Source organism: Streptomyces sp. NPDC054796 (assembly GCF_053611545.1).
This window is the reverse complement of the sequence record NZ_JBSHAO010000013.1, coordinates 1-22,575: the sequence shown is the minus strand read 5'-3', so window position 1 is coordinate 22,575 and position 22,575 is coordinate 1. Positions and strand designations below refer to the sequence as shown.

Genomic DNA, 22,575 nt, shown 5'->3' with positions numbered 1-22,575 from the left:
GCACTGCGCCGGGACGCGGCCCTTCGCGGGGACGCGCCGTCAGCCGTTACCCTTTTGAAGGCAAGTTTCACCCGACTCTGCCTGATGCAGGGCTGGCGCGGCCTGGACAGGTCATGCGCGAGAGGACAGCCCTCGGCGCGTTCACGCAAGGGCGTGACAACGCGTTCGCGCAGGAACGTCTGCGATCGAACGTGATCAACCGCGCTACCAGGTGGCAGAAAGGCCCGGCCGTGAGACCCCCGGCCACCACTTCTCACGACAGCGACAAGGGCGCATCACGCCCCGGATACGGCCAGCTCCTGCGCACCCGCGGCGCGTGGACGTTCCTGCTCCCCGGATTTCTCGCCCGACAGCCGTTCGCGATGCTCACCATCGGCATCGTTCTGCTGGTCGAGCACACCTCCGGCTCGTACGGCACGGCCGGCGCCGTATCGGCGACCGCCGGTGTCGCCATGGCCCTGCTCGCCCCGCAGAGCGGCAAGCTGGCCGACCGCTTCGGGCAAGGTGCCGTGCTGGTTCCCGGCATCTTCCTGCACGCCCTGTTCATCGGCCTGCTGACGGCGCTGGCGCTGCTGGACGCGCCCTTGTGGTCCCTGTTCGCCGCCGCCGTACCGGCGGGCGCGACCACCCCGCAGATCAGCCCGATGGTGCGTGCCCGCTGGGCGGCTCGGCTGGAGGGCTCTCCGCTGATGACGACGGCGGCGGCCTTCGAGTCCGTCACGGACGAGTTCACCTTCGTCGTGGGCCCGGTCATCGCCACGGCCCTGTGCACCGGCGTACATCCGGCGGCCGGACTGATCGCGGAGGCCGTGCTGATGACGCTCGGCGGACTGGTCTTCGCGGCGCAGCGCCGCACCCAGCCGGTACCAGCACGCCACAGGCCCCACGCCGCCCCGCACGCGGGCCAGGACGTCGACGGCGGCGCCGACCGGGCGCGGAAGAAGCGGGCGTCCGCGCTCTCGGCGCCCGGTGTCCGCGTGCTCATCGCGCTCCTCTTCGGCATCGGCGCGGTCTTCGGCGGCATGCAGGTCTCCCTGGCCGCCTTCGCGCAGTCCTCCGGCCAGCCCGGCATCAACGGCGTGCTCTACGGGGTCTTCGCCGGAGGAAACATGCTCGCGGCCCTCGCCGTCGGCGCCATCCACTGGAAGCGCAGCCCTCGGGCCCGCCTCCTGGCGGCCTACCCCGCACTCGTGCTGGCGACCATGGCCCTGGCGGGCGTGGCGCAGCTGGGACCGTGGACACCGCTGCTGGGCGGTCTGGGCCTCCTCGCGGGGCTCTGCATCGCCCCGTCCATGATCACGAGCTTCACGCTGGTGGAGATGCTGGTCCCCGCGACCGCTCGCACGGAGGCGTTCACCTGGCTGACGGGTGCGGTAGCACTGGGCCAGGCGGCCGGTACGACGGCCTCGGGACAGCTCACCGACAGCTTCGGCGCGAGCAGCGGATTCCTCGCGCCGCTCGTGGGCACGGGACTGGCTCTGACCGTGCTCGTTGCCTTCCGCGGACGGCTCGCCACGCCCTCCGAAGGAAGGGTCACAGCACGTGGAGTCGGTCACCGTACGCCGGTCGCAGTGGACTGACGCGCGGGAATACTGCACTATGGAGCGTCGTTAGCACTCAATGAGTGAGAGTGCCAGGAGGAAGAACGTGCCGACCTACCAGTACCAGTGCACCGAGTGCGGCGAGGGCCTTGAGGTGGTGCAGAAGTTCACCGACGACTCGTTGACCGAGTGCCCCAACTGTGAGGGCCGCCTGAAGAAGGTGTTCTCGGCCGTCGGCATCGTCTTCAAGGGCTCCGGTTTCTACCGCAACGACAGCCGCAGCTCCACGTCGAGCAGCACCCCGGCCTCGAAGGGCTCCTCGGACTCCTCGTCGTCCTCGTCCAAGAGCGACAGCGACTCCAGCTCCTCGACGTCCTCGTCCTCCTCGGACTCCGGTTCGTCGAGCACGTCCAGCAAGGGCGACTCCAAGAGCACGAGTAAGGCAAGCAGTTCGGCCGCCTGACCGGAGACCGGTCACCGGGCCTGCCGACCGACCGCCACAACGGCTCCCGGCCCTCTCCATCCGGCCCCTTGCCCGAGCTTTACTCGTCCCGGGTACGGCCCAGCCTGACCTACGCTTGATGCCGGGCGCCCTGTCGCAGGGCGCCCGCTCTCGCGTGTACGGCCCCCGTCCACTGCCCGCGCAGCGGCCCTTAGGGTGAGCGGCATGAGCGAACAGGCAGAGATCGGCGTCATCGGCGGGTCCGGCTTCTACTCATTCCTCGACGACGTGACAGAGGTCACTGTCGAGACCCCCTACGGAGAGCCGAGCGACTCGCTCTTCCTCGGCGAACTGGCGGGCCGACGGGTTGCCTTCCTGCCGCGGCACGGCCGCAAGCACCACCTGCCGCCGCACCGCATCAACTACCGCGCCAACCTGTGGGCCCTGCGCGCCGCGGGCGTGCGTCAGGTCCTGGCGCCCTGCGCGGTCGGCGGGCTCCAGACCAAGTACGGGCCCGGCACTCTGCTCGTGCCCGACCAGCTGGTGGACCGCACCAAGTCGCGCGTACAGACGTATTACGACGGCCATCCCCTTCCCGACGGCAGCGTCCCCCACGTCGTGCACCTGGGCTTCGCGGACCCGTACTGCGAGGCCGGACGCCAAGCCTCGCTGACCGCCGCGCGCGAGTACGGCTGGGAGCCGGTCGACGGGGGCACGCTGTGCGTCATCGAGGGGCCCCGTTTCTCCACTCGCGCCGAGTCGCAGTGGCACGCCGCGCAGGGCTGGGCCGTCGTCGGCATGACCGGCCACCCCGAGGCCGTGCTCGCCCGTGAGCTGGAACTCTGTTACTCCTCCCTCACTCTCGTCACCGACCTCGACGCGGGTGCGGAGACCGGCGAGGGCGTCTCGCACGAGGAGGTCCTGCGGGTCTTCGGCGAGAACGTCGGGCGACTGCGTGAGGTGCTCTTCAACGCTGTCGGCAAGCTGCCCACCAAGCGCGATTGCGGCTGCGGCAACGCGCTGGCCGGGCTCGACACCGGGATCGCGCTGCCGTAAGGGTGCCTGCCCGGGTCCGGCTGATGAGGCCGGGCTTGGCCGAACCGAGCGGGGACTGACCGGGCCGCCGAGGCGGCCCGGTACTCGGAGGCTTCGGGAACGTCACCGTGGCGCGCAGGGGCGGGACCGCTGAGGTTCTGAATGCCGGGTGAGACCGGTTGGACGCGTGAGGGTGAACGCGTTTTCCACAGTGGCCCGGCCAGCCACAGGCGCCAGCGGGATTTTCGGAAAGCCTGCACTGTAGCTGCGGTAGACCGACTTCTTCGACCGCAGGCGGTGAGCGTCGTGTCCCAAGACTTCGACCCCAGGCGTGCGCCCGGCTCAGGTGGCGCGAGAGAACCCGTCCGATCCCCACAGCCCCCGCTCTCCCGTCGCACTGTGCCGGAATTCACACCGGTACGGGCCGGGCGCGGACGCTACGGGCTGCGGCGGTTCATGCGGAGAAGGCGACGGCTGCTGGCTGTCGTGGCAGCGGTCGCGGCGACCGCTCTGCTGGCCTCCACTCCCCGTACGGAAGACGGCCAGATCACGTCGGGACCGCCGCGAGGGGCCGGGGCGGGTGCGGACTCCGGCAGCCGTTCCCTTGCCCGTCCGGAAGGGAAACGGGTCGGCGGCTCTGAGGGCGCCACCGTCATCGCGCCGGTGCGGATCTCGGACGCGGCGACCGTCCGGTTGTTGGAACGCGATGACCGGGTAGACGTGATCGCGAGCAGCAGGGAGTCGACTTCTGCGCGAGTAGTGGCACGTAATGTCCGAGTGGCTGATGTCCCCGAGTCCGGCGACACTGTCCCGGGCGACGGGGCGCTTGTCGTGCTCGCGGTGCCGCGAAAAACGGCGACCGAACTCGTCGGCGCGGCTGCCACCTCCCGACTGGCGGTGACACTGTGCTGAGGCTTCTGGACGCGCTGGCTTCGCGTGTGATCCGCTCCGTGCGCCGTGTACGCAGTTGGATCAGTTGGTTCGGGAAGAGGCAGTTCGTTGAGCGAGCAGAAAGCCGCCGAGAGCGGGAAGACAGGACTCCTGGCGGGATTCAAGGAATTCCTGATGCGGGGCAACGTGGTCGAACTGGCCGTTGCCGTCGTCGTCGGAACTGCCTTCAGCAAGATCGTGGACGCCATTGTCAAGGGACTCATCAACCCGTTGGTGGGCGCGATCGGCACCCAGGATCTGGACCAGTACGAGTCCTGCCTCAAGTCCCCGTGCGAGGTGAACGAGACCACCGGCGAAGTGATCAGCGGTGTGCCGATCAAGTGGGGTCCGGTACTCAGCGCCTCGCTGACGTTCCTGATCACCGCGGCGGTCGTGTACTTCCTCATGATCCTGCCGATGAGCAAGTACAAGGAGCGCCGGGCGGCCAAGGCCGGGCTCGACGAGATGCCGAACGAAGTGACCGAGGTCGAGCTGCTGACGGAGATCCGCGACGCGCTCGTCGCCCAGCGCAACGGCGCGACGGCTCCCGGCGCGGACTCCCCCGGCCCGGCCTCGACGGGCTCTCCGGACAGCTCGAGCGACGGCACCGGAGGCACGGGCAGCGGCCCGGCCTCCATGGAGAAGTAGCGCCCAGCGGAGAAACCACGCGGTCCGAGGGAACCGCCCGTAGCGGAAACGCGGGAAACGCAACGCGGGCGGCGTCCGTGAGCGGCGCCCGCACCCGGGTCACCGCGTCGGCCCACGCTCCGCACCAGAGGTGGCGCGGTCAGATGTGGTGCGGCGGCTTCTCGTTCAGGAAACGGGCGAGGTCGGCTGCCGCACCCGCGTCACCGGAGGCCCCAGTTCCGCCGGAGGGCCGGTCGCCCCAGCCACGGTCGGTGTCGTCCGAGGACGGCAGACTCAGCGGGTCGTCGAAGATCAGCGCGGCAGCCGGATCGGCCGGCTCGCGCCGAATGGAATCGCCCGGCTGTCGCGGGCCCCGGCCAGGCTGTTGCGGGCTCGTGCTCATTCTTCAAGGGTACGGCGGCCCCGCCGCACTGGTATCCATGCCACATGGAGACACACGACGCACTCACGGACGTACGGGGACTGCGGGTCGGACACGCGCAGAAGGCCGGGAACGGCTGGCTGACGGGCACGACGGTGGTGCTGGCGCCGGAGGGCGGGGCCGTGACAGCGGTGGACGTGCGCGGGGGTGGCCCCGGCACCCGGGAGACGGACGCGCTGGATCCGCGGAACCTGGTGGAGCGGATCCACGCGGTGACGCTGACCGGCGGCAGCGCCTTCGGGCTGGACGCCGCCTCCGGCGTCATGAGCTGGCTGGAGGAGCACGGCCGCGGCGTCCAGGTCGGTCCCGACCCGGCGCAGGTTGTACCCGTGGTCCCGGCAGCGGTCCTGTTCGACCTGGGACGCGGGGGCCAGTGGAGCGCCCGGCCGGGCCCGGACCTGGGCAAGGAGGCAGCGGAGGCCGCCTTCCGTACAGAGGCGGGCGCGCCCGTGCCGCAGGGCTGTACGGGAGCGGGGACCGGAGCCGTGGTGGGCGGGCTGAAGGGCGGGGTCGGCTCGGCGAGCACAGTGCTGGCGTCGGGCACGACGGTCGGCGTGCTGGCCGTGGTGAACGCGGCGGGCTCGGCGCTGGACCCGGTGACGGGCGCGTTGTACGGGGAGCTGTTCGGCGGCCGCCCCCAGGCTCCGGAGGAGGACACGCACGCGGAGGCGATGCGGCGACTGACCGAGGCCAGGGAGGAGACGGCAAGGCGCACGGCGGGGCCCCTGCGACCACCGCTCAACACGACTCTTGCGGTCGTGGCGACCGACGCCGGGCTGACCCGGCCGCAGGCCCAGAAACTGGCGGGCGCTGCGCACGACGGTCTGGCCCGGGCGGTCCGGCCGGTGCACCTGATGCACGACGGGGACACCATCTTCGCGATGGCCACGGAGGAGCGGGCTCTGGGGGACGGCGAGTTGAACGACCTGCTGGCGGCCGGAGCGGATGTGCTGACCCGTGCGGTGGTCAAAGCGGTCCTGGCAGCGGAGAGCGCGGACACCCCGGGCGGGATCTTCCCGTCGTACGGCGACCTCTACGGCGCGAGGCGCCAGGGCTGAACGCGCCGAGCGTGCCCCGGTCGTCCCGGCGCGGGCTCGGCCCCGGTGCCGTCCGAGGCGCGGTGCCGATGCCCCGGACGGAAGCCCTGCCAGGGCACGTGGATGGGCACGAGCAGGGACGTGGGCACCTCTGCCGGTTTCCGGGCCGACGACGTATGGAGCGGACGGAGCCGCCGCCGGAGACCCGGCGGCGGCTGTCCGACAAGGTGTCAGGCGGGAACGCCGACCTTGCCGTCGGTGCCGTTCGCGGAGCCGGAGCCGGCCTGGGCCGCTCCCGCCTCGGTGGTGGCGCCAGACTGCACGTTCCGGTCGGCCTCCCGCCCGTCGGCGGCGTGCTTACGGGCGCCGACTCCCTTGAGCAAGATGACGAGCGCCGCGGTGACCGCGGTACCGGCCGCGATGGCGACCAGGTAGAGCAGCGGCATTCCGATGAGCGGCACGACGAAGATGCCGCCGTGCGGGGCGCGGAGAGTGCTCCCGAAAGTCATCGTCAGGGCCCCGGTCACGGCGCCGCCCGCCATGGAGGAGGGGATGACGCGCAGCGGGTCAGCGGCAGCGAAGGGGATCGCGCCCTCGGTGATGAAGGAGGCGCCGAGCACCCATGCCGCCTTGCCGTTCTCGCGCTCGGCCTTGTTGAAGAGCTTGCCGCGCACAGTTGTGGCCAGGGCCATGCCCAGCGGCGGGACCATGCCTGCGCCCATTGCCGCGGCCATCACCATCAGGCTGCCGTTGCCCGGGTCCGCGGTGGCGATGCCGCCGGTCGCGAAGGCGTAGGCGACCTTGTTGACGGGGCCGCCGAGGTCGAAACACATCATGAGGCCGATGAGCAGGCCCAGGAGGACGGCATTGGCGCCGGTGAGGCCGCCGAGCCAGTCGGTCATGGCCTTCTGGGCGGTGGCGATGGGCGTACCGATCACCACGAACATCAGCGTTCCGACGACCGCCGACGAGATCAGCGGGATGACCACGACGGGCATGATGCCGCGCAGCACGGGCGGGATGTTCACCTTCTGGATCGCCATCACCACGGCCCCGGCGAGGAGACCTGCCACAAGACCGCCGAGGAACCCGGCGTCGATCTGGACAGCGATGGCGCCGCCCACGAAGCCGGGCACCAGGCCGGGCCGGTCGGCCATGCCGTAGGCGATGTATCCCGCGAGTACGGGCACGAGGAAGCTGAAGGCGAGGCTGCCGACCTGGTTGAGCAGAGCGGCCCAGCTATGGACCTCGGTCCACACGAAGTGGTCGGCCACGGACTTGGCTTCGGTGATTTCGTATCCGCCGAGCGCGAAGGAGAGGGCGATGAGGAGGCCGCCCGCGGCGACGAACGGGACCATGTAACTCACACCGGTCATCAGCCATTTACGCAGCCGGGTGCCGAAGCCGTCCCCACTCTCGGCTTCGTTGTCCATGGGTGCCACGGAGGCGGGAGCGCTGCTCTCGCCGCGTTCCGCCTTGCCGCGTACCTCTTCGATGAGTTCGGCCGGCCGGTTGATGGCTGCCTTCACACCGACGTCGACGGTGGGCTTGCCCGCGAAGCGTTCCTTCTCACGGACCTCCACGTCATGGGCGAAGATCACGCCGTCGGCTGCGGCGATGATGTCAGGGGCGAGCCGTTCGAACCCGGCGGAGCCCTGGGTCTCGACGACGATCTCCGCTCCGGCTTCCCCCGCGGCGCGTTCCAGGGACTCGGCGGCCATGTAGGTGTGGGCGATGCCGGTGGGGCACGACGTCACGCCGACGATGCGGAAGGGGCGGCCTCCCCCGGTACTGGGCGCTGTTCCGGGGGTGTGAGTCTCGCCGGACGTGTTCTCGGGCGACTCGGGAAGGGAGGCCGCTTCATCGCGGGGGTCGCTCTCGCGGGACTTGGGGTCGCCGGTCGCGCCCTCGCGGGGTTCGGTGGACGACTCGTCCGGCCCTGGGGACCCGCCCTCTGAGGACGCGGCGTCCGGGGCGGGCGTGGTCTCCTCCGCTGGTGCGTCGCCCCGGATGAGGGCTGCTGTCTGCTCTGGGTCGGCGGCTGCACGGAGGGCGCCGGTGAACTCCTCGTCCATGAGGTGCCGGGCGAGGCTGGACAGAATGGTGAGGTGGTCGCTGTCGGCGCCGTCGGGGGCGGCGATGAGGAAGATCAGGTCGGCGGGGCCGTCTGTGGCACCGAAGTCCACGGGTGTGATGGCACGGCCGAAGGCGAGCGTGGGCTCGGTGACGTGGGCGCTGCGGCAGTGGGGTATGCCGATGCCGCCTTCGAGGCCGGTCGGCATCTGTTCCTCACGGGCCGCCACGTCACCGAGGAATCCCTCCAGATCCGTGACGCGGCTCTCGGAGACCATGCGCTGGGCGAGCAGGCGCGCGGCCTCTTCCTTGGTAGAGGCGGTCAGGTCGAGATCGACCAGCTCCGCATTGATCAACTGGCTCATCGCACGGCTCCATTGGCGCTGTCGGGCACTTCGGGGAGTAGGGGGTGGCCCAAGGGGTGGTCGAGGGGGATATCGGCCGTGACGCGGACCGCGTCCTGGCGGAGGTCGGCGGGTGTCGGCATCTGGCTGCCGGGCAACTGGACCGCAGCGGCTCCGTGGGCGACGGCCGAGACCAGCGCGTCGGCCCCTGCACCGCCCGCCGCGAGGAAACCCGCGAGCGAGGCGTCTCCGGCTCCGACATCACTCCGGACGGCCTCGACGGGGGCGCTGGCGAAATGTGTGCCGGCGCCGTCGACCAGAAGTTGTCCGGTGGCACCGAGGCTGGCGAGTACGGTGCGGGCGCCTGCGGCCCGTACCTCTTCGGCGGCCTTGACCGCGTCGCCCACTGTCGCGAGCGGGCGGCCGACGACCTCGGCCAGTTCGTCGGCGTTGGGCTTCACGACGTCCGGGCGTTCCCGTAGCGCGGCGCCCAGTGCTGGGCCCGACGTGTCGAGTGCGATACGGGCGCCGATCGAGTGGGCGCGGGCGACCAGTTCGGCGTACCACTCGGGCGCCAGGCCCCGGGGCAGGCTGCCGCAGCAGGCGATCCAGCCGACGCCGGACGCCGACGCCTGGGCGTTGACCGTCTCCAGCAGTGCTTCCGCCTCGTCCGTGGACACCTCGGGCCCCGCAGCGTTGATCTTGGTGAGGGTGCCGTCCGGTTCGGCGAGTGAGATGTTGACCCGGGTTGAGCCGCGAACGGGCACGCCCGCCACCTCGATTCCCAGGTCGCCGAGCAGTCGCGTCAGAAGTGCCCCTTCCGGTCCCCCGACCGGGAGCACCGCGACGGTGCGGAGTCCAGCGGCGGCCACCGCGCGGGAGACGTTGACGCCCTTGCCGCCCGGGTCGACCTGGTCGGTGCTCGCGCGCAGCACTGCGCCGCGGTCTAGGGCCACGATCTCGTAGGTGCGGTCCAGGCTGGGGTTCGGGGTGACGGTGAGGATGGTGTTGATGACGGTCATGGGGTTCAAACGCGCCTTACGTGGGTGCCCTGACGCTCGATGGCGCGGGCGTCGTCTGGGCTGAGGCCGGTGTCGGTGATGAGCAGGTCGACGTGGGAGAGGTCGCCGAAGCGGGCGAAGTGGGTCCGGCCGAACTTCGTCGAGTCCGCCAGGAGCACGACCTTGCCCCACCCCCCTGGCGAGGTGCCTCCGGCCGCCGCGATGAGGGCGCGCTTCACTGCCGCCTCGGCGAGGTCGGGTGTGGTGAGGCCGCCGTCGAGCGAGAAAGCGTTGGTGGCCAGGAAGAGGACGTCGGCGTTGATCTCGGCCAGGGTTCGCAGGGCCCAGGCGTCGACGGCGGCGCGGGTGCGGTGTCGTACGCGTCCGCCGACGACGTGCAGGTCTATGCCGGGGTGGTCGGCGAGCCGGGCCGCGAGGGGCAGGGCATGGGTGACGACCGTCAGGTCCGCTTCCACCGGGATGGCCGCGGCGAGCCGGGCTGTGGTGGACCCCGCATCCAGCAGCACGCTGCCCTCGGAGGGCAGTTCCTCGACCGCCGCCTGCGCGATGCGGTCCTTCTCCTCGGTGGCGGAGGACTCGCGTTCGCTCAGGTCGGGTTCGAAGTCGAGCCGCCCGGCCGGGATGGCTCCACCGTGCACCCGTCGTACGAGTCCGGAGCGGTCCAGGGCCTTGAGGTCGCGACGTACGGTCTCCGGGGTGACCTGGAATTCCGCCGCGAGGGACGGCACGTCGACCCGTCCGCGCTCATGGGCGAGGCGGAGGATCTCCTGCTGACGCTCCGGTGCGTACATGTGGGTTTGGGTCCGTTCAGTGCCCGTTCCTGTGGTTTCCTCGTCACGTTACGACTACCGAACGGAAAAGTAAACAGACTCGGGCACCCCCGCAGACTCAACCGGACACCCACCTCGCCTCGCCTCCCCCTCCCCTCGCCCCCGGTGCGGGGCCATGTCCCGCCCCACGCCAGAGGCCTCAGCCCTCTCTCCCCCCGGACAGCAGAGAGCCCCGACCCTCGGGGGAGTGGATCGGGGCTCGTTCAGGGGGTGGGCGGCGGCTTTCGCGCCGTCTCCAGTAAGGGCGGTCGGCCGTCGATCGTGCGCGGTTACGCCGCCTCGTCGAAGCCCGTGTCGTGGGCCATCTTCTTCAGTTCCAGCAAGGCATGCTTCTCGATCTGGCGGATCCGCTCCCGGGTCAGCCCGTGCTGCTTGCCGACCTCGGTCAGGGTGCGCTCCCGGCCGTCGACCATGCCGTACCGCGCCTTGATGATCGAGGCGGTACGGGTGTCGAGGCGGCCGATGAGATCGTCCAGCTCCTCGCGGCGCAGCAGCGTCAGCACCGACTGCTCGGGCGAGGCCGCCGAGGTGTCCTCCAGCAGATCGCCGAACTGGGTCTCCCCCTCGTCGTCCACCGACATGTTGAGGCTGACCGGGTCGCGCGCCCAGTCCAGCACGTCGGTGACGCGCTCGGGCGTGGAGCTCAGCTCGGCGGCGATCTCCTCGGGCTCGGGCTCGCGGCCGTGCTCGCGGTTGAACTCCCGCTGCACGCGCCGGATACGGCCCAGCTCCTCCACCAGGTGGACGGGCAGCCGAATGGTGCGGGACTGGTCGGCGATCGACCGCGTGATGGCCTGCCGGATCCACCACGTCGCGTACGTGGAGAACTTGAAGCCCTTGGTGTAGTCGAACTTCTCGACCGCGCGGACCAGGCCCGCGTTCCCCTCCTGGATGAGGTCCAGAAGCGGCAGCCCGCTGCGCGGGTAACGCCGCGCCACGGCCACCACCAGGCGGAGGTTGGAGCGGATGAAGACGTCCTTCGCCCGCTCGCCCTCCGCGACGACGCCTTCCAGCTCTTCGCGGGACGCTGTCGCGCTCGCCGAGTCCGAGGTCAGGGGCTTCTCGTCCCCGTCCAGTATTCGACGCGCGTACACCCCCGCCTCGATGGCGAGCGAGAGCTCTACTTCCTTCGCCGCGTCGAGCAGCGGAGTGCGGGCGATCTCGTCGAGATACATGCCGACCAGGTCGCGGTCCGCGACTTCGCTGCCTGCGGCGCGAACACTGCTTGCCGTGTCATTGGCACCGGTCGCGGTTGCCTGACGACGGGCGACGGCACGGGTTGCCATGCGTGCTCCCTTGCGAGTGGACTCAAAACTGGCCGGGTGGCTGCTTCGGACACTCTCCGAGTGCCCTGCATCTGAGGGATTCAACGAGGGGAATCCGGACAGAATTCCCAAACTCGCGCATCATTTTCCCGATCATGCAGTACCCTGCCCGGCCAACGAAGGGGGCAGGCCACGGTGGCGGACGTCGCGGAGGTACTGGTCAGAGCGGGCGTCGAGGGTGACCTCGGGGCGCTCACAGACATCTACAACCACTACATCCGTGAGACGCCGATCACATTCGACATCGAACCGTTCACCCCAGAAGAGCGACGTCCTTGGCTGCTCTCCCATCTGGAAGACGGTCCGCACCGCCTCATGGTTGCGCTGGAGACCGGTACCTCTCGCGTGCTCGGCTATGCCACCAGCAGCCAGTTCCGCCCGAAACCCGCTTACGACACCTCCGTCGAGGTCAGCGTCTACCTGGCCCCCGACACGGGTGGCCGCGGTCTCGGAACGTTGCTCTACAAGCACCTTTTCGAGGCCCTGGAGGGCCAGGATCTGCACCGCGCGTTCGCCGGGATCGTGGTTCCGAACGAGGCGTCCGTCCGCCTCCACCGCCGCTTCGGCTTCGAGCACGTCGGCACACTGGACGGAGCAGGGCGCAAATTCGGGCGCTTCCATGACGTCCACTACTACGCGAAGCGGCTCTGAGCAGCCCTCGAGGAGCAGTCCTCAAGAAGCAGTTTCTCAAGCAGTCCTCGACCACTCCGGGCCACGGCCCCCACTCGCACGCCGAGGGCCCCGTTCCCTGGGGAACGGGGCCCTCGGCACGGTCAGGCCGCTGAGGCACTCAGGCGCTCAGCAGCGGACGCTCAGTGCACCATCACCGGTATGCGCTGCGCCTCCGCCTCGTCGGCGCTGTCGTCGCCGAGCGCGGCACCGTCGGACCCGTCGGTGGCTGCCGCGCTCCCGCCCTGGCCGCCGCGCGTCGTCACCAGCGTCACGGCGATCACGGCAGAGGTCAGGAGGATGCCGACGGCCCACCAGATGGCCGAGCTGTAGCCGTGGACCATGCTCTGGAGCGTGAGCAGACGGCGCGCGGGCTCAGTGGTGGCCCCGGCCGCGTGCGCCGCCGCGTAGGACGTGGTGGCGCTGGCCGCGATCGTGTTCAGCAGGGCCGTACCGATGGCGCCGCCCACCTGCTGCGACGTGTTGACCATCGCGGAGGCCACCCCCGCGTCGGCGGGCCGCACACCCTGCGTGGCCAGCGACATGGCGGGCATGAAGGCCGTGCCCATGCCCAGGCCGAGCAGCAACTGTGCCGGAAGGATGAGGGTCGCGTACGAGCTGTCGACCTCCATCTGCGTCAGGATCAGCATGCCGAGGGCCGCGCTCACGAAGCCGGGGCCCATCAGCAGCCGCGGCTGCACCCGCGTCATCAGGCGGGCGCCGATCTGCGTGGAACCGGTGATCATGCCCGCGATCATCGGGAGGAACGCGAGCCCGGTCTTCACCGGGGAGTAGCCCTTGACGATCTGGAGGTAGTACGTCAAGAAGAGGAACAGCCCGAACATCGCGATGATCGCGAGGCCCAGCGACAGGTAGACACCGCCGCGGTTCCGGTCGGTGATCACGCGCAGGGGCAGCAGCGGGGCCTTCACCCGCGCCTCGACGGCGACGAAGGCCGCCAGCAGCACGACCGTCGACACGAACATGGCGATGGTGCCGCCATCGCCCCAGCCGTGCGACTCGGCGCGCGTGAACCCGTAGACCAGCGCCACCAGGCCGAGCGTCGAAAGCACCACTCCGGGGATGTCCAGGGAGGAGCGGTTGCGCGCCTCGGCGGGCTCCTTGATGACGAGCAGGGCGCCGACGGCCGCGATGACGGCGAAGGGGATGTTGACGTAGAAGGTCCAGCGCCAGTCCAGGTACTCGGTCAGTACGCCGCCCAGGATCAGGCCGATGGCGCCGCCACCGCCCGCGATGGCCCCGTAGATGCCGAACGCCTTGGCGCGCTCCTTGCCGTCGGTGAACATCACCGCGAGGAGGGACAGCGCGGCGGGCGCGAGCAGCGCGCCGAAGAGGCCCTGGAGCGCGCGGGCGCCCAGCAGTATCTCGGTGTTCATGGCGGCGCCGCCGAGCGCCGAGGCCGCGGCGAAGCCGACCAGGCCGGTGACGAAGGTGCGCTGGCGTCCCCACAGGTCGGCGATCCTGCCGCCGAAGAGGAGGAGCCCGCCGAAGGCGAGGGCGTAGGCGGTGATGACCCACTGCCGGTTGCCGTCGGATATGCCGAGGTCGGCCTGGGCAGAGGGCAGCGCGATGTTCACGATGGTCGCGTCGAGCACGACCATGAGCTGCGCTATGGCGATGAAGGCGAGCGCTTTCCAGCGTCTCGGATCGAGCTGGCTCACGGAATCGTACATGGGTGGGTCTACCTCACGGTGCGGAGTAAGTGAAAACGGGACGTAATGCCACGTAAATGACATGCGCCGGTACACACAGGTGCACAGGCGCAGGCACGCAGGTGCGCGGGTACGGCGCGCGCGGTCCGCGCCGTGGCGCCGGGTGGCGTCACGGTGCGCGTCGCTGCCAGGGAGTGACGGGCGGGGGCCGTGCGGGCGGTTGGTCGCGGGCCACGGACGGCCGCCCAGAGCCTCGGTTACGGATGCGGAAGGGGAGGGTGCGGATACGGGTGGCGGGTACGGGCGTCTTTGCGCGTACGGCGCGGGTACGGCTCGGCCGCGGTGACGGCGTCAGCCAGTGGTCCCGGACCGGTCGGCCGGCCAGCCGGTCGGGGAAAACGAAGCGCTACGGGGAGGGAAGTCCGGTTCACATGGCGGGTTCCGCCTGGTTCCGTTTCAAGAGCCCTTGCGCAGCTCCTCCAGGGTGGCGGCGTGACCGGGCAGCGTGGACCTCGCCGGGGCGCGCAGCCCGTCGAGGAAGAGCTGTAGGTGACGGTCCACGAAGCGGCCGATCTCGGCGCAGCCGGAGCCCGGCAGCGGCCTGGTGAGCTGGCTGAGGGCGACCATCAGGTCCCCGACGGCCACATCGGGCCGCAGCTCCCCCGCACGCTGTGCGCGGTCGATCAGCTCCTCGACGAGCCCCTCCAGGCGTTGACGCGCGGCGAGGAGTTCGGGGTCCGCCTTGTCGAAGCGGGCCGAGAGCATGGGACAGAGCGCGCCGACGCGCTCCTCCACGGCACCGAAGACGAAGCGGCGCACCGCCTCGAAGGCGGCACCGTCGCCGCCCCCTCCGGCCTCGGCCGTCGCCTCCTGGATCGCGGTCCGCGCACGGGTGGCGATCCGGTCGGTCACGGCGAGTACGACGCCCCGTACGAGCGCGTCGCGGTCGGGGAAGTGCCGGTAGAGCGTCGCGTTGCCGATCCCGGCGTGCCGGGCGATCTCATCCAGGGGCGCGTCCGCCCCGTGGATGACGAAGGCTTCCCGGGCGGCGGAGATGATCCGCTCCCGGTTACGGGTGGCGTCCGCGCGCACCTTCGGGGCCGCGTGCTTGCGGTTCGCCGCGGGTGCGGTGCCGATGCTGCCCATGGCCTGGCTCCTCGACTCTGGTCCGTCTACTGCCGGTCCCTGGCCCCGGTCCCGGTTCCAGCTCTGGTTCCGGTTCCGGGCCGCTCGCGGAAGACGGAGAACCCTGTAGGGCTCCGCCTCCGGAACGTTCCGGGGACTGGCTCCCCGCTTTGCGGAGACACAGGCTCAAACGGGGAAAGCTTCCCCGTTTATTTCGGGGCTCCGACGTGTCCTGCGTCACAGGGGGCTCGCGAGGCTTAACAGGCTCCCGTAGGCCCCGCAGGCCGCCACAGGACCCCACAAGGCCCCCATGGGCCCATGGAGCCCCGCCGGGTGAATCCGGCGCGACACTCGACCCGGCAACGGATGCCCCGGCGGCCACTCCGGTCCAGAATCGGGCATAAGCATGTGAACCCACCGTCCGACCGCCCCCGGCCAAGCACCGGCGCCGACACCGGAACTGACACCAGCACTGACACCGGCGCTGGCCGACGCCCGTCCGTCTCCACGCCGTCCCCTGTCCCAAACCCGAACGGAGCCACCCGCACATGGCCACTCCCGCCCCCGCCAAGGTCGCCGTCATCTACTACTCCTCGACCGGCACCAACGCCGCCCTCGCCAAGGAGATCGCCAACACCGCGGAACAGGCCGGGGCCGAGGTGCGGCTGCGCCGTGCGGCCGAGCTGGCGCCCCCGGCAGCGATCGAGTCCAACGCCGCGTGGGCGGCGAACGTACGGGCCACCGCCGACATCCCCGAGGCCGTCCCGGAGGACGTCGAGTGGGCGGACGCGGTGATCTTCGGGAGCCCGACGCGCTTCGGAAACGTGACATCGCAGCTCAAGCAGTTCATCGACCAGCTGGGCGGCCTCTGGGCCGAGGGCAAGCTGGCCGACAAGGTCTACAGCGGGTTCACCTCCTCCGCCACGCTGCACGGCGGCCAGGAGTCGACCCTGCTCGCCCTCTACAACACCGTCCACCACTTCGGCGGCATCCTGGTCGCGCCCGGCTACACGGCCGCGTCGAAGTTCGTCGACGGCAACCCGTACGGCACCTCCCACGTCGACGCGCAGGGCGAGAACCCCGTCGACGACACCGCCCGCAAGGCAGCGCGCGTCCAGGCGGAGCGCGTCGTGCGCATGACCACCGCGCTCAAGGCGGGCCTCTCCGCCTGAGCCCCCTCCGGCGCCCCCGGGCCTCGGGCCTCCCCGAGCCCCCAGCGTCCCCTTGCCTCCGCGCAGCCACTGACGGCGCTGAGCAGCCCTGAGCGGCCCGGGGCCGTCAGTGGACTGGACCCATGAAGTCCCGTGTGGCATCTGGTTTCCGCCCCGGGCCGCTGCGACGATGTGGCCTCTCCGTAGGACTCGGTACGGCTCCGCGGGCCGTACCCCGTACGGCGAACCCCACGTGCCCGCCCTCCCCGCCCTCGGGCATCCCTGTGCCCCGCCCCGACCACGCCGACCGCCCCGCCCGTCCAGACCACCGGAACCGTCGAGCCCCCCGCTCCACCCGATCAGCCGTGTCCGCCCTTGTCCCGCCCGCGCCCTGTGAGGAGCTCCGATGCGCCCGACGCGTTCGACGCAGCAGCAGTCCGCCACCCGTAGACAGGTGCTCGCCTCGGCCGCCGGAGTCGCCGCGGCCTTCGGCGTGACGGGTGCCGCCCGCGCGTCCACGGCCGCCACAGGCGCGTCTGCGGGCTCAGCGGCGGCCTCGGCGACCGCGACTGCCTCGGCGGCCTCAGCGGACGTACAGGCCCGCGCCAGGGCCCTGATGCGCAGGATGTCGCTGGAGGAGAAGGTCGGCCAGCTCTTCGTGGTCGAGGTCTACGGCCAGGCCGCCGACACCTCGCACCCGAGGAACCAGGCGCTGTACGGGGTCGCGACGCCCGCCGAGGTCGTCGCGAAGTACCAGCCGGGCGGGGTCATCTACTTCGACGCGCGGCGCGGCCCCGACAATGTCCGCGAGCCCCGCCAGGTCGCCGCGCTCTCCAACGGGCTCCAGCGCGCCGCCCTCCGCACCGGCGCCCGCGTCCCCCTGCTCGTCTCCATCGACCAGGAGGGCGGCAGCGTCGTCTACCGCATGGTCGAGCCCGCGACCCAGTTCCCGGGCAACATGGCGCTCGCGGCGACCCGTTCGCGCAAGGAGACTCTCCGCGCCGCGGAGATCATCGGCGCGGAGCTGGCGGCCATGGGCATCAACCAGAACTACGCCCCCGTAGCGGACGTCAACATCAACCCCGAGAACCCGATCATCGGCGTGCGCTCCTTCGGGTCGGACACCGCGCTGTGCTCGTCGCTGGTGGCCACGGCCGTACGGGGCTACCACGAGGGCGGCGTCTCCAGCGCGGCCAAGCACTTCCCCGGCCACGGCGACACGGAGACCGACAGCCACACAGGGCTGCCCGTGATCACGCACAGCCGCGCGGAGCTGGAACGCATCGACCTGCCCCCGTTCCGGGCCGCGATCAAGCAGGGCGTGGACACGATCATGTCCGCGCACATCGTCGTCCCGTCCCTGGACGCCAGCGGGGTCCCGGCGACCATGTCGAAGCCGATCATCACGGGGCTGCTGCGCGAGGAACTGGGGTTTGACGGGCTCATCGTCACCGACGCCCTCGACATGGGCGGCGCGACGGGCGACTTCCCGCCGGACATCGCCCCCGTAAGGGCCCTCCAGGCGGGCTGCGACCAGCTCGTGCTGGCACCGAAGCTCGACGTCGCCCGTGCGGCCGTCCTCGACGCCGTCCGCTCGGGCAAGGTCACGGAGTCCCGGCTCGACGCGTCCGTCACGCGCATCCTCGCCCACAAGCTGCGCCGTGGCCTGCATCCGCGGCCGTTCGTCAGCGAGACCGCCGCGGCCCGTACGGTCGGCAGCGCGGCCCACCTCTCCGCCGCGGCCTCCCTGACCGACCGCGCGGTCACCCTCGTACGGAACGAGGGCGTCCTCCCGCTCTCCCCCGCCACTGCGCGCTCGGTCCTGGTCACCGGGTGGGGTGCGACGCAGGTGAAGAACCTGGTGACCGCGGTCTCGGCGTACGAGGGGCAGTCCGCGACCGGCCTGGAGACGGGCACGGTGCCGAAGCAGGCCGCGATCGACGAGGCCGCGGCGGTGGCGCGTACCCACGACGTGGTGCTGGTGTCCTCGAACGCGGCCGCGGCGGGGGCGGAGAAGGGCGTCGCCCAGGCGGCGCTGGTGAAGGCGCTCATGGACACGGGCATCCCGGTGATCGTCGCGGCCGTGCGCAACCCGTACGACATCCGCCGCTTCCCCGAGGTCCCCGCCTACCTCGCCACGTACTCCTACGGGGCCCCCGCCCTCACCTCCCTCGCCCGCGTCCTCTTCGGCACGGTGCCCCCACGCGGCAAACTCCCGGTCACCGTCCCGGCCCTGGACTCCCCGTCCACCACGCTCTACGGGTTCGGGCACGGGCTGTCCTACTGACAGTACGCGCCGACGTACTGCCGTACCGACGTGCCGTCCGCCCCCGGCTCCTTACTCGTTCCCCACCCCGACGCCGGATCAGCTAACCTGTCCTGGGCTCCTCGACGGGGCCTCCCGCCTCCGTAGCTCAGGGGATAGAGCACCGCTCTCCTAAAGCGGGTGTCGCAGGTTCGAATCCTGCCGGGGGCACCGGACAGAAGGCCGTCTGCCCACCCGGGCAGGCGGCCTTTCGCGTCCCAGGGAGCAGTGCCGTGGGACGCGTGTATACCCGCCAGTAATGCGGGCTGCTTTGATGGGTGGGCTCATGCAAACCCCCCACATCGCAGGAGACGCAGTGCGCAAGCGGATAGCGCGGATTCCGGTTCGGATACGGGTACGGGCAGGCAGGGCGGCGGGGGCCGTCGTCGGGGTCGGGGCCGCCGTGGCGGTACTGGCGGCGGCCGTGCCCGCCACAGCCGTCGGCCACGCGTCAGGGCAGGCCGCCAGGAAGACCTCCCGTCAGGCTCCGGAACAGCGGACGGAGACGCGGACGGAGACGCCCCGGCTGAAGGTCCTCACGTACAACGCGTTCCTGATGAGTCGGGCCCTGTACCCGAACTGGGGCCAGGACCACCGGGCCCAGGCGATTCCCGCGGCGGACTTCTTCCAGGGGCAGGACGTGGTCGTGCTCCAGGAGGCGTTCGACAACTCCTCGTCCGAGGCACTGAAGCGGAACGCGGCCGACCGGTACCCGCACCAGACGCCCGTCGTCGGACGTAGCAGGAGCGGGTGGGACGCCACGGGCGGCGCGTACTCGGCGACCACCCCCGAGGACGGCGGCGTGACGCTGCTGAGCAAGTGGCCGATCGTACGGCAGGAGCAGTACGTGTATCCGGACGCGTGCGGCTCGGACGCGTACTCCAACAAGGGCTTCCTGTACGCGGTGCTCGACGTGCACGGCACCAAGGTGCACATCGTCGGCACGCACACCCAGTCCACCGACTCGGGCTGCGGCAAGGGGGAGGCCGTCGCCGACCGCGCGGCGCAGTTCCGGCAGATCGACGCCTTCCTCGACGCGAAGCACATCCCCTCGGACGAGCAGGTCATGCTGGCCGGTGACCTGAACGTCGACTCGCACGGCGACGAGTACGAATCGATGCTGGCGAACGCCGGTGCCGTGCCCGCCGACGCGCGTACGGGGCACCCGTACTCCTTCGACACGGACGAGAACTCCATCGCCGCCGAGCGCTACCCCGACGACCCGAGCGAGGACCTCGACCACGTGCTGCACCGCCGCGGCCACGCCCGCCCGGACAACTGGCGGAACCACGTGGTGAAGGAGCAGAGCGAGCCCTGGACGGTGTCGAGCTGGGGCAAGGACTACACCTACGTCAACCTCTCGGACCACTACCCGCTGACGGCGGGCTGAGCAGGCACGGCGAGAAGGCCGATTAGACGGCCCGAGGTGAGGTACCCGGCCCGGCGTGACCGACGTAGCGCAGCAGACAGGGAAGCGGCACGTGGACGGGCAGACGCCCGTCAGCACGCCCGTCAGCACGCTCGTCTCCCGCGCCTCCGCGCAGCTCTCTCAGCTCGTTCGGGACGAGATGCGGCTGGCCTGGGTGGAGCTGAACGTCAAGGGCCGGAGCGCCGGGCGCGGCGGTGGGCTGTACGGCGCCGCCGGGCTCCTCGGGCTGCTCGCGGCCATGGCTGGGGTGGCGGCGGGGATCGCCGGGCCGGCCGAGGTCTGGCCGGTGTGGCTGTCCGCGCTCGTCGTCACCGGCGTGCTGCTCGCCCTCGCGGGCGTGCTCGCGCTGATGGGCAGGGCGCAGCTGCGCAAGGCGGCGCCGCCCGTACCGCGGCAGGCGATCGAGGGCGTGCAGGCGGACATCGAGACGATCAGGACGAAGGGCAGGACACGCCGATGACCTCGAAGGACACCCGTACCAGCACCGATACACGCGCCGATACGCGCACCGACGCGAAGGGCGCGGCCAACGGCGCGGGCGCCGCGGACTCCGACGGCGTCACGGACACCGACGGCCTGCGCGCCAGGATCGACCGCACGCGCGACGAACTGGGCACCACCATCGAGGAACTGGTGGCCAAGGCGGATGTGAAGACGCGGACCCAGGAGGCCGCGGCGCACGCCGTGGAATCCGGCCGCCGCAACGCCAAGCCCATCGCCGCGGCCGGTGGCGCGCTCGTCGCCGTGACCGCCGCCGGGCTGCTGGCCCGCCGCCGCTTGGGCGGCAAGGGCCACGGCGCGGGACGGGCACGCGCCCTGCGCCGCCTCGACGCGCTGAACGCGCCCGCCGTGCGCGAGCACGCCGAGGCGCTCGGCGCGGCGGGCAAGGCCGCGGGGAAGAGCGCGGGCAAGACGGCCAGGCGGACCGCCCAGCGTGCCGCGCGGGAGACCGCGCGCAGCGCGCGCAGGACCGCGGACACGGCAGGGTCGGCGAGCAGGCGCGCGAGCCGGACCGCGAGCAAGGCGGCGGGCAAGCACGGCAAGCGGTGGTACAGGGGTGCGCGGCACACCGTGCCGTTCGCGAAGCGGCACTGGTACGACTCCGTGCCCGGCAGCACCGCCCTCGCCTACAAGGCGGGCAAGGCCGTCGGCGCGGCGAAGCGCGGCGCGAAGGACGCGGTCCACCACTGACCGACGGCAACGGTGCCGGTGGCCGGTGACGGACCGCCGGTCCGTCACGGCCACCGGCGTCAGCGCCGACGCGGCGGGCGGGTCCGGGCCGGGCCCGCCCGCTCGTCGTGTCCGTCGGCCCGCCCCGTGGCGCGCGTCGCGTCGCCGCGCGGCCTCAGTCTTTCCCCGCGGCGCTCCACTGGCGGGACGGCAGGTGGACGAGGACGAGCACGAAGGCGCCTACGGCGAAGTTGCGCGCCGCCGCGTCCAGGCCGTTCCAGTCCGAGGACTGCCACATCGCGAACCACTCGCCGCCGACAGCTATGAACCCCGCGCCGAACAGCAGCAGATGCATCACCAGCCCCAGCGTGCTCGCCCTGCGGGCCCGCTCGTACGTGCCGGGGCGGCGCAGCCCGCCCGCCCACAGCGCCGTCGCCCAGACCAGCACGAGGGCCGTCACCGTCTCCCAGGCGATGATCGCGACGTACGCGGCGTCCTGGAGCCCTCTCGACTCGATCGCGCGCCACATCAGGTCCTCGTCCTTGAACGTGGTGTCCATGGCGAGCACGTGCCGCACGAACTGCTGGTTCGTGCCGAAGTCCGTGATGTTGCCGAAGGCCACCAGCGCCATGTAGAGCGCGAGCGTGCCCGTCAGGGCCGTGGCCACGACGGGCAGCGTGCCCAGCCGCAGCACCCCTCCCCGCGCGCCACCGCCGCCTCCGCCGCCGACACCGGCCCGGGCCGACGGCCGTCTCCCCGTACGTTCCTTCTCCCTCATCGCTTCCCCTCCCCGTCCCCGCGCCCCGGTGCTCGGGTGTCCCGTTCTGGGCCCCGAGGACTAAGCCGAAAGGCCGAGCACATTCCGAAATAGCGTTGCTTGTCACTCCCGTTGGAATGGACAAGCCTGTCAGCAGAGCCGTACCACCGGGACGTCAGGAGAGACCGGCCATGTCTGTTCAGCTCAATCACACCATCGTCCATGCCACTGACAAGAAGGCGTCGGCGGACTTCCTCGCCACCCTGCTCGGCCTCGAAGTGCAGCCGCAGTACGGGCCGTTCATCCCCGTCGTGACCGGCAACGAGGTAGCTCTCGACTTCGCCGACGCCGGCGACGGGCCGATCACCCCGCAGCACTACGCGTTCATCGTGTCCGAGGACGAGTTCGACGCCATCTTCGGCCGCATCAAGGACAGCAAGATCACCTACTACGCGGACCCGCACCGCCAGCGCCCCGGCGAGATCAACCACAACGACGGGGGCCGCGGCGTCTACTGGTCCGACCCCGACGGCCACATCCTGGAGATCATCACCCGCCCCTACGGCAGCGGAAGCGGTAGCTGACGCGAAGCGCCATCTCCTGGACCACGGGGCGCACGACTGCGGGCCGGGACAGTGTGTCCCGGCC

Annotated in this window: 20 protein-coding genes and 1 tRNA gene; 13 read left to right on the top strand and 8 right to left on the bottom strand. The window is 71.2% G+C overall.

Annotated features, from left to right (window positions below):
* The first annotated feature begins 113 nt into the window (after positions 1-113).
* The 4 genes from ACWGJ2_RS13490 (at position 114) to mscL (ending at position 4,596) form a co-directional block, all read left to right on the top strand.
* A complete protein-coding gene (locus ACWGJ2_RS13490) occupies positions 114-1,580 on the top strand; it encodes an MFS transporter (RefSeq protein ID WP_453346211.1) in 1,467 nt (488 codons plus the stop codon).
* A gap of 67 nt (positions 1,581-1,647) precedes the next feature.
* Positions 1,648-2,004, top strand: a complete 357-nt coding sequence (locus tag ACWGJ2_RS13485) for an FmdB family zinc ribbon protein (protein WP_453346210.1) — start codon at positions 1,648-1,650, stop codon at positions 2,002-2,004.
* Between the two features lie 204 nt (positions 2,005-2,208).
* The gene (locus ACWGJ2_RS13480) at positions 2,209-3,039 is read left to right on the top strand and encodes an S-methyl-5'-thioadenosine phosphorylase (protein ID WP_453346209.1); all 831 of its coding nucleotides are present in this window, start codon (positions 2,209-2,211) and stop codon (positions 3,037-3,039) included.
* 978 nt (positions 3,040-4,017) lie between these two features.
* The gene (mscL, locus tag ACWGJ2_RS13475; RefSeq protein WP_453346208.1) at positions 4,018-4,596 is read left to right on the top strand and encodes a large conductance mechanosensitive channel protein MscL; all 579 of its coding nucleotides are present in this window, start codon (positions 4,018-4,020) and stop codon (positions 4,594-4,596) included.
* A gap of 139 nt (positions 4,597-4,735) precedes the next feature.
* On the opposite strand, the gene ACWGJ2_RS13470 is transcribed toward mscL, so the two are convergent.
* Positions 4,736-4,978 carry a hypothetical protein gene (locus ACWGJ2_RS13470; RefSeq protein WP_453346207.1) on the bottom strand — a complete coding sequence of 81 codons (243 nt, stop codon included), beginning with the start codon at positions 4,976-4,978 and terminating at the stop codon, positions 4,736-4,738.
* Positions 4,979-5,022: 44 nt separating this feature from the next.
* Here ACWGJ2_RS13470 and ACWGJ2_RS13465 point away from each other — a divergent pair, with 44 nt between their 5' ends.
* Positions 5,023-6,075, top strand: coding sequence for a P1 family peptidase (locus ACWGJ2_RS13465; protein ID WP_453346206.1), 1,053 nt, complete (start codon positions 5,023-5,025; stop codon positions 6,073-6,075).
* Between the two features lie 209 nt (positions 6,076-6,284).
* Here the strand turns inward: ACWGJ2_RS13465 and ACWGJ2_RS13460 are convergent, their stop codons facing one another.
* The 4 genes from ACWGJ2_RS13460 to ACWGJ2_RS13445 form a co-directional block, all read right to left on the bottom strand.
* Positions 6,285-8,492, bottom strand: coding sequence for a fructose-specific PTS transporter subunit EIIC (locus ACWGJ2_RS13460; RefSeq protein WP_453346205.1), 2,208 nt, complete (start codon positions 8,490-8,492; stop codon positions 6,285-6,287).
* Entirely contained in the window at positions 8,489-9,493 is a 1,005-nt protein-coding gene (pfkB, locus tag ACWGJ2_RS13455) for a 1-phosphofructokinase (protein ID WP_453346204.1), read from the bottom strand. The genes ACWGJ2_RS13460 and pfkB overlap by 4 nt, the downstream gene beginning before the upstream one ends.
* 5 nt (positions 9,494-9,498) lie before the next feature.
* Positions 9,499-10,284, bottom strand: coding sequence for a DeoR/GlpR family DNA-binding transcription regulator (locus ACWGJ2_RS13450; RefSeq protein WP_453346203.1), 786 nt, complete (start codon positions 10,282-10,284; stop codon positions 9,499-9,501).
* 308 nt (positions 10,285-10,592) lie between these two features.
* Positions 10,593-11,609, bottom strand: coding sequence for a sigma-70 family RNA polymerase sigma factor (locus ACWGJ2_RS13445; protein WP_453346202.1), 1,017 nt, complete (start codon positions 11,607-11,609; stop codon positions 10,593-10,595).
* Positions 11,610-11,783: 174 nt separating this feature from the next.
* Here ACWGJ2_RS13445 and ACWGJ2_RS13440 point away from each other — a divergent pair, with 174 nt between their 5' ends.
* Positions 11,784-12,299 (top strand): N-acetyltransferase family protein, encoded by a 516-nt coding sequence (locus ACWGJ2_RS13440; RefSeq protein ID WP_453346201.1) that lies wholly within the window; start codon positions 11,784-11,786, stop codon positions 12,297-12,299.
* A gap of 161 nt (positions 12,300-12,460) precedes the next feature.
* Here ACWGJ2_RS13440 and ACWGJ2_RS13435 read toward each other — a convergent pair whose 3' ends face one another.
* Both ACWGJ2_RS13435 and ACWGJ2_RS13430 read right to left on the bottom strand, forming a co-directional pair.
* Complete coding sequence (locus ACWGJ2_RS13435; RefSeq protein WP_453346200.1) at positions 12,461-14,011, bottom strand: MFS transporter; 1,551 nt, start codon at positions 14,009-14,011, stop codon at positions 12,461-12,463.
* 435 nt (positions 14,012-14,446) lie between these two features.
* On the bottom strand, positions 14,447-15,136 hold the full coding sequence (locus tag ACWGJ2_RS13430; protein WP_453346199.1) for a TetR/AcrR family transcriptional regulator: 690 nt from the start codon (positions 15,134-15,136) through the stop codon (positions 14,447-14,449).
* A 527-nt stretch (positions 15,137-15,663) separates the two neighbouring features.
* Between ACWGJ2_RS13430 and wrbA the strand changes: the two genes are divergently transcribed.
* The 6 genes from wrbA to ACWGJ2_RS13400 all read left to right on the top strand — a co-directional run bounded on the left by wrbA (position 15,664) and on the right by ACWGJ2_RS13400 (position 21,191).
* On the top strand, positions 15,664-16,287 hold the full coding sequence (gene wrbA, locus ACWGJ2_RS13425) for an NAD(P)H:quinone oxidoreductase (protein ID WP_453346198.1): 624 nt from the start codon (positions 15,664-15,666) through the stop codon (positions 16,285-16,287).
* A gap of 385 nt (positions 16,288-16,672) precedes the next feature.
* On the top strand, positions 16,673-18,553 hold the full coding sequence (locus ACWGJ2_RS13420) for a glycoside hydrolase family 3 protein (protein WP_453346197.1): 1,881 nt from the start codon (positions 16,673-16,675) through the stop codon (positions 18,551-18,553).
* A 116-nt stretch (positions 18,554-18,669) separates the two neighbouring features.
* A tRNA-Arg gene (locus tag ACWGJ2_RS13415) sits at positions 18,670-18,742 on the top strand.
* 145 nt (positions 18,743-18,887) lie between these two features.
* Positions 18,888-19,961, top strand: a complete 1,074-nt coding sequence (gene sph / locus ACWGJ2_RS13410) for a sphingomyelin phosphodiesterase (RefSeq protein ID WP_453346196.1) — start codon at positions 18,888-18,890, stop codon at positions 19,959-19,961.
* Between the two features lie 55 nt (positions 19,962-20,016).
* Positions 20,017-20,460 (top strand): phage holin family protein, encoded by a 444-nt coding sequence (locus ACWGJ2_RS13405; protein WP_453346195.1) that lies wholly within the window; start codon positions 20,017-20,019, stop codon positions 20,458-20,460.
* Positions 20,457-21,191, top strand: a complete 735-nt coding sequence (locus tag ACWGJ2_RS13400) for a DUF3618 domain-containing protein (RefSeq protein WP_453346194.1) — start codon at positions 20,457-20,459, stop codon at positions 21,189-21,191. Before ACWGJ2_RS13405 ends, ACWGJ2_RS13400 begins: the two co-directional genes overlap by 4 nt.
* A 154-nt stretch (positions 21,192-21,345) precedes the next feature.
* Here the strand turns inward: ACWGJ2_RS13400 and ACWGJ2_RS13395 are convergent, their stop codons facing one another.
* Complete coding sequence (locus ACWGJ2_RS13395; RefSeq protein WP_453346193.1) at positions 21,346-21,948, bottom strand: DUF2165 domain-containing protein; 603 nt, start codon at positions 21,946-21,948, stop codon at positions 21,346-21,348.
* Positions 21,949-22,118: 170 nt separating this feature from the next.
* Here ACWGJ2_RS13395 and ACWGJ2_RS13390 point away from each other — a divergent pair, with 170 nt between their 5' ends.
* Positions 22,119-22,511, top strand: coding sequence for a VOC family protein (locus tag ACWGJ2_RS13390; RefSeq protein ID WP_453346192.1), 393 nt, complete (start codon positions 22,119-22,121; stop codon positions 22,509-22,511).
* The last annotated feature ends 64 nt before the right edge of the window (positions 22,512-22,575 follow it).

What these genes read in the sequence shown, in the direction of transcription:
- ACWGJ2_RS13490 (WP_453346211.1), top strand. Translation starts at nt 114, where the DNA reads ATGCGCGAGAGGACAGCCCTCGGCGCGTTCACGCAAGGGCGTGACAAC.
- ACWGJ2_RS13480 (WP_453346209.1), top strand. Translation starts at nt 2,209, where the DNA reads ATGAGCGAACAGGCAGAGATCGGCGTCATCGGCGGGTCCGGCTTCTAC.
- ACWGJ2_RS13470 (WP_453346207.1), bottom strand. Translation starts at nt 4,978, where the DNA reads ATGAGCACGAGCCCGCAACAGCCTGGCCGGGGCCCGCGACAGCCGGGC.
- ACWGJ2_RS13465 (WP_453346206.1), top strand. Translation starts at nt 5,023, where the DNA reads ATGGAGACACACGACGCACTCACGGACGTACGGGGACTGCGGGTCGGA.
- ACWGJ2_RS13460 (WP_453346205.1), bottom strand. Translation starts at nt 8,492, where the DNA reads ATGAGCCAGTTGATCAATGCGGAGCTGGTCGATCTCGACCTGACCGCC.
- pfkB (WP_453346204.1), bottom strand. Translation starts at nt 9,493, where the DNA reads ATGACCGTCATCAACACCATCCTCACCGTCACCCCGAACCCCAGCCTG.
- ACWGJ2_RS13450 (WP_453346203.1), bottom strand. Translation starts at nt 10,284, where the DNA reads ATGTACGCACCGGAGCGTCAGCAGGAGATCCTCCGCCTCGCCCATGAG.
- ACWGJ2_RS13445 (WP_453346202.1), bottom strand. Translation starts at nt 11,609, where the DNA reads ATGGCAACCCGTGCCGTCGCCCGTCGTCAGGCAACCGCGACCGGTGCC.
- ACWGJ2_RS13435 (WP_453346200.1), bottom strand. Translation starts at nt 14,011, where the DNA reads ATGTACGATTCCGTGAGCCAGCTCGATCCGAGACGCTGGAAAGCGCTC.
- ACWGJ2_RS13430 (WP_453346199.1), bottom strand. Translation starts at nt 15,136, where the DNA reads ATGGGCAGCATCGGCACCGCACCCGCGGCGAACCGCAAGCACGCGGCC.
- wrbA (WP_453346198.1), top strand. Translation starts at nt 15,664, where the DNA reads ATGGCCACTCCCGCCCCCGCCAAGGTCGCCGTCATCTACTACTCCTCG.
- ACWGJ2_RS13420 (WP_453346197.1), top strand. Translation starts at nt 16,673, where the DNA reads ATGCGCCCGACGCGTTCGACGCAGCAGCAGTCCGCCACCCGTAGACAG.
- ACWGJ2_RS13400 (WP_453346194.1), top strand. Translation starts at nt 20,457, where the DNA reads ATGACCTCGAAGGACACCCGTACCAGCACCGATACACGCGCCGATACG.
- ACWGJ2_RS13395 (WP_453346193.1), bottom strand. Translation starts at nt 21,948, where the DNA reads ATGAGGGAGAAGGAACGTACGGGGAGACGGCCGTCGGCCCGGGCCGGT.
- ACWGJ2_RS13390 (WP_453346192.1), top strand. Translation starts at nt 22,119, where the DNA reads ATGTCTGTTCAGCTCAATCACACCATCGTCCATGCCACTGACAAGAAG.